This is a genomic window from Treponema sp. R80B11-R83G3 (assembly GCF_054786115.1).
Window position 1 is genome coordinate 1 of the sequence record NZ_BDHF01000478.1, and the last position, 1,473, is coordinate 1,473.

General features: G+C 49.4%; 1 protein-coding gene. It reads right to left on the reverse strand.

What is annotated here, in order from left to right; translation table 11 throughout:
* Nucleotides 1-32 precede the first annotated feature (32 nt).
* Nucleotides 33-1,250, reverse strand: a complete 1,218-nt coding sequence (locus ACYVRH_RS14560) for an IS110 family RNA-guided transposase (protein WP_461257581.1) — start codon at nucleotides 1,248-1,250, stop codon at nucleotides 33-35.
* Nucleotides 1,251-1,473: the final 223 nt, after the last annotated feature.

Sequence of the window (1,473 nt, forward strand, 5' to 3'; positions counted from 1 at the left end):
CTTCTATAAAAAGTCAACCCCCAAAATGATCCTTAGCCCGCTTTTTCATTTCTTTTTCTGGCAACGCCAGTTTTTTTGATAACTTCCTTTTCAACGCGGTTTACCGCCGCCGGTTTTGTCTTCTCCGTATTTCTTGCCGCTTCATTAACTGGAACTTCTTCGTCTGTCCGCGCTAATTTCTTCATTGATTCGGACGTTTCTAAAAGCTTCCTGTCCGTCATTCTTTCCTCCTCAAAAACGGCTTCTTTTGTTAACATATTCCATATTATTACCGCTATTTTTCTTGCGGTCGCGATTATGGTTTTTCCGGAACCCTTGCTCCGCTTCATCATCTCATGCCTCTCCATCAGCCGCCAGCGCAACGTCTTTTTCTTCATCCGCCTCATTCCCATCACCACTTGCACCAGCGCGGTTCTTAATTGCTCAGGACCCCTTTTGGTTATCCTGCCATGATGAACCGTCTCATTTGAATTCTGCACCCATGGCGCAAGCCCGGCGTATGACGCGTATTTTTTCGCGCTCGCGAACCTCTTGACGTCATCCGTATACGCGATTATCGTCCACGCGCATACTTCCCCGCACCCGGGTATGCCCTTCAATAACTCCACAGCCTTGTTTTCCTTTGTCAGCTCCCTCAGTTCCTTCTCTATCAAATTGACATTCTCTTCAAGCCGGTCTATTATTTCCATCAGTGTCTGGGCCGCGAGCCCGTTTTTACACTGTTTGAGGGCGTCAAGCGTCCGCTTGCGCCCTCTTTTGCTTTGCAGCGACCCTTTTGCGTCTTCAAATCCTTCCGCAGTCAAAAGCGCGTGTATCTGGTTCTTCATCACCACCTGCGCCCGGACAAGGGTCGTGCGCGCCTTCAGCAGCCGCCTCATTTCCTCGCTCTCACGGCTGCACAAGTGCGAATGCGGCAGCATGTCCTTTTCCAGAAATTCCGCTATCGTCGCCGCGTCATGCCTGTCCGTCTTTTTCACCGACTCGTTTACCACTTTGAACTTCATCGTGTTTATTACTTCCACGCCTACCCCGGCTTCTTCCAGCCGGTTCTTGAAGTGCCTCGTGTTTCCCGTCGATTCCACCGCCGCTTTCACTTCAATTTCGCATCCCTGCCAAATTGCGGCTCTTTTCAGGAAGGCTTTATAACCTTCCTCAGTTGTCGGGTACAGCGCAAACTGCTCTTCCCCTAAACCTCTCACGCAAACCGTAAATTGCGTCTTATGCAAATCTACCCCCACGTACGCGTTCATCTTTTCCTCCCTTGAGTTTTCGGCAAAGGCCCTTTTCGGTAAATATGTTCCATTCTTCTATTCGGTCTCGCAGACCATGGAATGTTGCGGCTGCGGCTCTTCATTCTTTGTGCCGGTCTCTCAGACCATTCACTAGCGCGAACTGTAGCCTTCCCCTGTCGATTCCTCTTCTTCAGGTTATATCATATTTCCCTTGTTTTCTTTTTATCATTCCTTTGTGTGA